The 6,198-nt window shown below is 60.8% G+C and carries 7 protein-coding genes and 1 pseudogene; 6 read left to right on the top strand and 2 right to left on the bottom strand.

What is annotated here, in order from left to right:
• Positions 1–121, bottom strand: a pseudogene (locus LG30_RS22195) (IS1595 family transposase); the annotation flags it as partial.
• 103 nt (positions 122–224) lie between these two features.
• Positions 225–635 (bottom strand): EF-hand domain-containing protein, encoded by a 411-nt coding sequence (locus LG30_RS0116525; RefSeq protein WP_033131798.1) that lies wholly within the window; start codon positions 633–635, stop codon positions 225–227.
• Positions 636–935: 300 nt separating this feature from the next.
• Here LG30_RS0116525 and atcJ point away from each other — a divergent pair, with 300 nt between their 5' ends.
• From atcJ to LG30_RS0116495, 6 genes are all read left to right on the top strand, one after another.
• Positions 936–1,220, top strand: a complete 285-nt coding sequence (gene atcJ, locus LG30_RS0116520; RefSeq protein WP_033131797.1) for a cold adaptation protein ActJcold adaptation protein ActJ — start codon at positions 936–938, stop codon at positions 1,218–1,220.
• 7 nt (positions 1,221–1,227) lie between these two features.
• A complete protein-coding gene (gene atcA, locus LG30_RS0116515; protein WP_033131796.1) occupies positions 1,228–1,758 on the top strand; it encodes a cold adaptation protein AtcA in 531 nt (176 codons plus the stop codon).
• Between the two features lie 12 nt (positions 1,759–1,770).
• Positions 1,771–2,538 (top strand): cold adaptation protein AtcB, encoded by a 768-nt coding sequence (atcB, locus tag LG30_RS0116510; protein ID WP_033131795.1) that lies wholly within the window; start codon positions 1,771–1,773, stop codon positions 2,536–2,538.
• Between the two features lie 11 nt (positions 2,539–2,549).
• A complete protein-coding gene (gene atcC, locus LG30_RS0116505; protein ID WP_033131794.1) occupies positions 2,550–3,452 on the top strand; it encodes a cold adaptation protein AtcC in 903 nt (300 codons plus the stop codon).
• Positions 3,453–3,922: 470 nt separating this feature from the next.
• Entirely contained in the window at positions 3,923–4,138 is a 216-nt protein-coding gene (locus tag LG30_RS0116500) for a glycine zipper 2TM domain-containing protein (protein WP_033131793.1), read from the top strand.
• 484 nt (positions 4,139–4,622) lie between these two features.
• Entirely contained in the window at positions 4,623–6,113 is a 1,491-nt protein-coding gene (locus LG30_RS0116495; RefSeq protein ID WP_033131792.1) for a peptide MFS transporter, read from the top strand.
• Positions 6,114–6,198 lie beyond the last annotated feature (85 nt).

Below are 6,198 nucleotides of genomic sequence, written 5' to 3'. Positions count from 1 at the left end.
ACTGGGTGACCAGCGAGGTGATGGGATGGGGAGTTGTGAGTTCATGTTGTGCGAGACGACGCTGGCGCAAGGTGAGCAGTGGGAAGAGAGACAGCAGGTGTTGAAAGGCTTGGGTATCCATGATGGTGGCCCTCAGGGTGATGACCTATTTCAAGGTTAGCCTTTCAACACGTAATTGGGACAGAGCCTTTTTTATGGCATGGCACGCACAGCTCAGGCGCAACCTATTGAGTCGATTCCATCACCCGCTTGTCGAGATGGGCTTTGATGTCGGCCCGCTCCGTCTCGCCGATCACCCCGTCCCCGTTCTTGTCCAGGCGAGAGAAGATGATCTCCTGGCGCTCCATGAACTGCGCCTTGGTGGTGTTACCTTTCGGCTTCAGGCCCTTCATCCGCTCCGGCACGGGCTTGCCCGCCTGCTTCATCAAGGCTTCCATCTTGGTCAGGGCGGCCTCTTTCTCGGCAACCGAGAGCACGCCGTCCCCATTGTGATCCTGCAGGGCGAAGCGCTGCTCGGCGCGCGTCATGAACTGCGTCTTGGTGATGTCCCCCATCATGGGCGTGGCGGGCAACGAATCGACCGCGAAGGTGAAACCGCTGAAGAGCGCGAGGGAGAGAAGACAAGGTTTGAACATGGCGATGATTCCTTATGCTGACCCGGCCTTGCCGGCCCTGGTGATCTGGCGTGAGCCTGGTACCTGAGCCAGCACCCGCCCCTGCCGCCGGGGAGTGGGTGGAGAACAGGCCGCCACCTCGCCCCTACTGCCATTGTAGCCCCCCGGCCGGGAGCCAACCCCACCCCGATCCTGGCCATATCGCTTCCTATTCATGGCGGTGGCGCCTTGTTTCCGTTAAAATGACGGGTTTTTACCGTGCCTGGTTCCCCAAGCCCCATCAGGCGCCAGCATTGTGACTCTGATGATGCAGGATCTGTCATGAACAACTACTTTCGGGTGCTGGGCGTCAAGTCCAACGCCAGCGAAAACGACATCAAGAAAGCCTATCGACGGCTCTCGAACCAGTACCACCCCGACAAGCTGCACGGGGCGAGCGAAGAAGAGAAAGAGCAGGCCGCTGCCTTGCTGCATCAGGTGAAGAAGGCCTACGAGGTCCTCTCCGATCCCAAGGCACGCGCCGCTTTTATCAAAGATTTCAACAATGTCATCGTGACCGATCCCGCTGCTGCCATGCAGGAGATGTGGGACCAATTCTACCCCTGAGGGTGCTATGCAAAAAAAATGGGATCAGGCGCGGCTCAAGGCGCTACAGAGTGATGCTGGCGAGAACATCGAATCCTACCGGGATCAGGACCAGCCCAAGGCGCTGGAGCAGTTCACCGGCAAGATGAAGGCCCTGCTGCTGGCGGATATCAGCATGCTGGAATTCATGCCCGAATACCTGCCGCTGGCGCTCTATGGCCGGGTGCAATTCCCCCCCAAGGCCAAGCTGGCCTGGGCCAAGTGGCTCGGCAGCAACGTGCAGCCCGACTGGGACGAGTTCAAGGTGTCGGTGGCGTTCAACAACGCAGACCTGCCCCTGGTCAAGGCGGTGCGGGCCCAGAGCGAGGAGCAGCTCATCGAAGCCTGCGCCGTGGTCTATCTGCTGGACAACCCCCTGCCCCGCGGCGGCCGTCACGCCGATGACGACTACGAACTGCGCGACGAGGATGACGAAGACGGGGAAGATGCCGACGCCGACTATCACGGTGGAGACGGTGAGGAAGACGATCAGGACATGTACGACGAAGTACGTTTCTAATTGGGGCAATGCATGAACAACAGTCTGATAGAAATTACCGCCATCGAGATCAAAGAGCTGGCCGTGATCGAGCCGAAGCAGGCGAGCGAGAAGTTCGAACTGATCGCCAAGACCATGTCCGACGAGCAGTTGGCCGAAGTCATTGAAAACATTGATATCGTCACCCTGACCCAGATCAATGGCCAGCACGACATCTCCTTCCCGTCCATCATCTCCGAGCTGATGACCCCGGAACGGATCCGCGACATCGTCTGCCAGCAGCCCCTCTACTGGGAAGAGGCCATCAAGAACAACGCCGATGAGTTGCAGCAGCACACCTTCGACTTCCTCAACTACCTGATCCGCACCCAGGACAACGAAGCCAAGCAGCGCGAGATCCTGGAATGCATCGCCGAAGATCCGGCCGGCCTCTTCTACCTCGCCATCCCCTTTATCGAGTTCTATCGCGGCGATCGCTACGAGGACGACGAAGGCTATGGCGACGTGCTGCACGCCGAGGAGGAAGATCTCGAGGAGTCCCTGCGCTACAGCGAGCGCCAGCAGGCCGAGGGCACCCACGACTACTCCCTGGATGACCCCAGAAGCCTGCTGATGCTGATCCGCGAGCAGGCCCCCGAGGTGGAGAAAGCCATCAAGTCCCTGTTGCGGAGCGAAACCTCCTCCTGGGATGGCATCATCAACAAGTTCGCCGCCGAACTGGTGATGCAGGCCAAGGAGAAGAACAAGGTCGAGGAAGACGAGTACGGCGACGTCGACGACATGTTCAGCTTCCTGGATTGAGGTAGATAACCATGCAACTAGTCATCCGCGAGGCCAACGAGGGTCCCTTCCTCAGCCAGGTGCTGCGCTTCGGTCGTGACAACGAGCGCCTGAGCCCCCAGCAACTTGCCGCCATCAAGGGCAAGGCGGTGCTGATGAGCCTGAAGTTTGCCGACAAGTACTACAACAAGTACAAGATGCACCTGCTGGAACAGGCCGCCCACGACGTGATCGGGGTGGTGAGCCTGGGGCTGCAGGAGCTCTCCCAGCGGGATACCGCCAAGGCGCTGGCGCTGTTGCAGGCGCCGGAAGGCCCCATCAAGCCGTTCCAGAAGGGCTGGTCCATGCTCATCTCCGTCAGCCCCAAGCAGACCGGCAACAGCCTCTATGGGGACGTGGATGCACGGCTCCTGGACAAGATCTCGAGCCCACCGGACGTGGAGGAGTGGCAAGGCTGGCAGGAGTATGAAAAAGCGCTGGCCGAGCACAACAAGACCCGGCTGATGGGGCTGCTGGACAGCCACTTCTTCGCCTATGACAATGACCACCCCACCATGGAGGACAAGCTGGCGGAGGCCCTGCTCTATCGCCTGCTCTGCGGTGAAGGTGACGGGGCGGCGAAGATAAAGGTGAAACAGGATCTCAAACGCCGGCTTTCACGGGATATCGCGCTAAAAGATGAGTGGTATGGCAAAGATTATATCGCCGCTCAACTCGAACGCCTGCTCGCCGAGCTGCCCCTCGACATGGCCGCCGCCCTGCGTCAGGAGCTGAGCCCCGGCTTCGTGCCCAACCTGCTGCACAGCTTGAGCTTCGTCCGCCAGTACCAACAGTTGCAGCGGGAGAACGCCTCGCCGGAGAAGCTCGACAACATGGAGATGCGCGCCGGCCTCAGGCACCCCCTGCTAGGCTGGCCGCTCTACCACGACTTCTGAGGCGCGCTTTAGCCGCCCAATCCGTCGTTATTCAACGCCCGGTTCGCCGGGCGTTGTCATATCCCCCTCCCGGAGGAAAAGAGAACACACCCGCACAGCACCGCCTCCCCCGCCATCTGGCACACATAAGGGGCCGGGAATGACCGCAGGGGGTAACAAGCGCTGCCCATGACTGCGGCACCCGGCCGCGAGGCGAGGAGCAACGGCAGTGGTATCAGAAAGGCCCCCCTATAAGCGTTAGCGTACAGACAGGCGCGCGGAGCCGGGGGAAGATGGTCGCCATCACAGACAAGCGGCTAGCAAACCGCCCGTCTGGTATGTGGAGCAGCCGTTCGATATGCCGCCAGCTCTGCCGCCGAGCAACCACTATCCGGGCTTACGCGTTGGGGACCGGGTCGGGATCAGTCACAGCCTCATGGTTGATGGCTGAATACACCCTGACGTATTGATCAGTATCAAGAGGTAACCCCATGAAGAAGATCCATGGTTTAGCACGAGGCGCCGTCGCAATGGTCATGCTGTTTGGCTTGGCAGCTTGCTCCGGCATGTCGCAACAAGACAAGAGTACCGCCATCGGAGCCGGTATCGGCGCCGTCGGTGGCTCGGTTCTGACCGGAGGCAGTGCGGTTGGTACCGTGGGTGGGGCCGTCGTCGGTGGCGTAATTGGCCATGAAATCAAGAAATAGGCCTCCCCCTCTCCGTCATAATCCAACGCCCGGTTCGCCGGGCGTTGTGCTATACGCAGCAAGCCGGCCATGGCGGCAACTGCCCCATTATGCAGATATTTATGCATTTCCAGAGCGTGGTTGCATGGATGGCCCCCTCCCTTTTGCACCTCGGCCATGGCGGGAATGACGTCACAAAAGTGACAGGGATCTCGCTACCCTGACCAACTTGGTGCCAAAAAGCCATCAAGATGCCGAGGATGGCGCCGTTCTCGCCAACCAAGGCGTGACCAAGCCGCCACAGCAAAAGAATAAAAAGTCAGAATAAATTGATAAACAACAATTAATCGTTCGGGATTAAATTTAAGGTCTGGCAATTTGCCTAGGCTGGTCGCTAAATGTCGATCCAGCCTTGAAACCCGCAGGACGCACGACAGGCTAACCGGCAGCAGACCGGTACGCTCTCAGGATGAGTTGTGATTTTCCCTCTCACAGGAGACAAACCGTGAGCGCTTCGACCCCAGCTTCTCATCACGCCAGCGTCCCCCCGGGCTCGGGTGCCCTGTTCTTCATCCAGACCTTCGCCACCCTGGGTTTTGCCGTGCTCTACTCCACCCTGGTGCTCTACGCCACCAAGCGCCTCGGCTTCAGCGAATCCCAGGCCAACGCCATGATGGGGATCTTCGGCGCTTTCAACTACGGCCTGCACCTGTTTGGCGGCTACCTCGGCGGGCGCTACCTCAGCAACCGCAACCTGTTCGTCATGGGCATGGTGTTGCAGGTGATCGGCTGTTACCTGATCGCCGAGAGGGGGATCAGCGGCCTCTATTGGGGGCTCGCCATGTTCCTCACCGGCAGCGGCCTCAACGTCACCTGCCTCAACATGATGCTGACCCAGCGCTTCGCCCCCGACGATCACCGCCGCGAGAGCGCCTTCCTGTGGAACTACGCCGGCATGAACCTGGGCTTCTTCATCGGCTTCTCGGTGGCGGGCTACTTCCAGCTGACCGAGGATTACCGCACCCTGTTCCTGTTCGCCACCCTGGGCAACGTGCTGGCCATCATCGCCACCCTCTGCTTCTGGCCCATTCTGGCGGATATCAACACCCCGCTGCGCCACATCAAGGGACGCGGCTTCTACCTGCGCATGCTCGGCGGCCTCGCCATCCTGGCCCTGCTGGTGCCGGCCCTGCGCCTGCTGCTGACCCACGCCAGCTTCAGCGGCAGCTTCGTGCTGCTGCTGGGGGCCATGGTACTGGTGCTGCTCTGCGTGATAACGGCGCGCCATCGGGATCCGGCCGAGCGCAGCCGCATGGTGGCCTACCTCATTCTGGCCCTCGGCTCCCTCATCTTCTGGTCCCTCTACCAGCTGGCGCCCATGGGGCTGATGCTGTTCTCCGAGCACAACATCAACCTCAATGTGTTCGGCTGGCAAGTCGCCCCCCAGTGGATCCAGAACATCAACACCCTGGTCATCGTCATCGGCGGCCCCCTGATGGCCCTGCTGTTCAAGCGCCTGCGCGAGCAGGGCTGGCGCATCGACATCCCCTCCCAGTTTGCCGCCTCCCTGTTCTGCATGGGGCTGGGGATGCTGGTGCTGCCGGTGGGCATCCATCTGGCGGGGGCGGACGGCCTGGTCGCCTTCAAGTGGATCGCCATCAGCTATGTGCTGCAGAGCCTGGGGGAGCTGCTCATCTCCCCCATCGGCTACGCCATGATCGGCAAATTGGCCCCCGCCAGATTGCAGGGGCTGATGATGGGCTGCTGGATGATGGTGACCGGCGTCGCCTCTGTGCTGGCGGGCTATGTCTCCGCCGCCATGCCGCAAAACAGTGGCAGCACCCCGATCGCCACCAATCCGGGCTACGGCTCGGTGTTCAATATGCTGGGCTGGGGTTCCCTCGCAGGTGGCCTGATCCTGTTGCTGCTGGTGCCCCGTCTGCGCCAGCTGATCGCCGCCAGATTTACCCCGTCGGCGACGCCCGTCACCGCCTGATCGCACTTTGGCTCGGTCATTGCAGCCAATCACGCAGAGGGCAATGCGCCCATGCTTGATGACAGTACAGGAGTGGCTTGCCCCC

Origin of the sequence: Aeromonas aquatica (assembly GCF_000764655.1) — a bacterium.
Classification (GTDB): Bacteria; Pseudomonadota; Gammaproteobacteria; order Enterobacterales; family Aeromonadaceae; genus Aeromonas; species Aeromonas aquatica.
This window is presented reverse-complemented; position numbering and strand designations above follow the sequence as displayed.

Excerpts from the sequence above, each read along its gene's own strand:
- LG30_RS0116525 (WP_033131798.1), bottom strand. The coding sequence starts at position 635 with ATGTTCAAACCTTGTCTTCTCTCCCTCGCGCTCTTCAGCGGTTTCACC.
- atcJ (WP_033131797.1), top strand. The coding sequence starts at position 936 with ATGAACAACTACTTTCGGGTGCTGGGCGTCAAGTCCAACGCCAGCGAA.
- atcA (WP_033131796.1), top strand. The coding sequence starts at position 1,228 with ATGCAAAAAAAATGGGATCAGGCGCGGCTCAAGGCGCTACAGAGTGAT.
- atcB (WP_033131795.1), top strand. The coding sequence starts at position 1,771 with ATGAACAACAGTCTGATAGAAATTACCGCCATCGAGATCAAAGAGCTG.
- atcC (WP_033131794.1), top strand. The coding sequence starts at position 2,550 with ATGCAACTAGTCATCCGCGAGGCCAACGAGGGTCCCTTCCTCAGCCAG.
- LG30_RS0116500 (WP_033131793.1), top strand. The coding sequence starts at position 3,923 with ATGAAGAAGATCCATGGTTTAGCACGAGGCGCCGTCGCAATGGTCATG.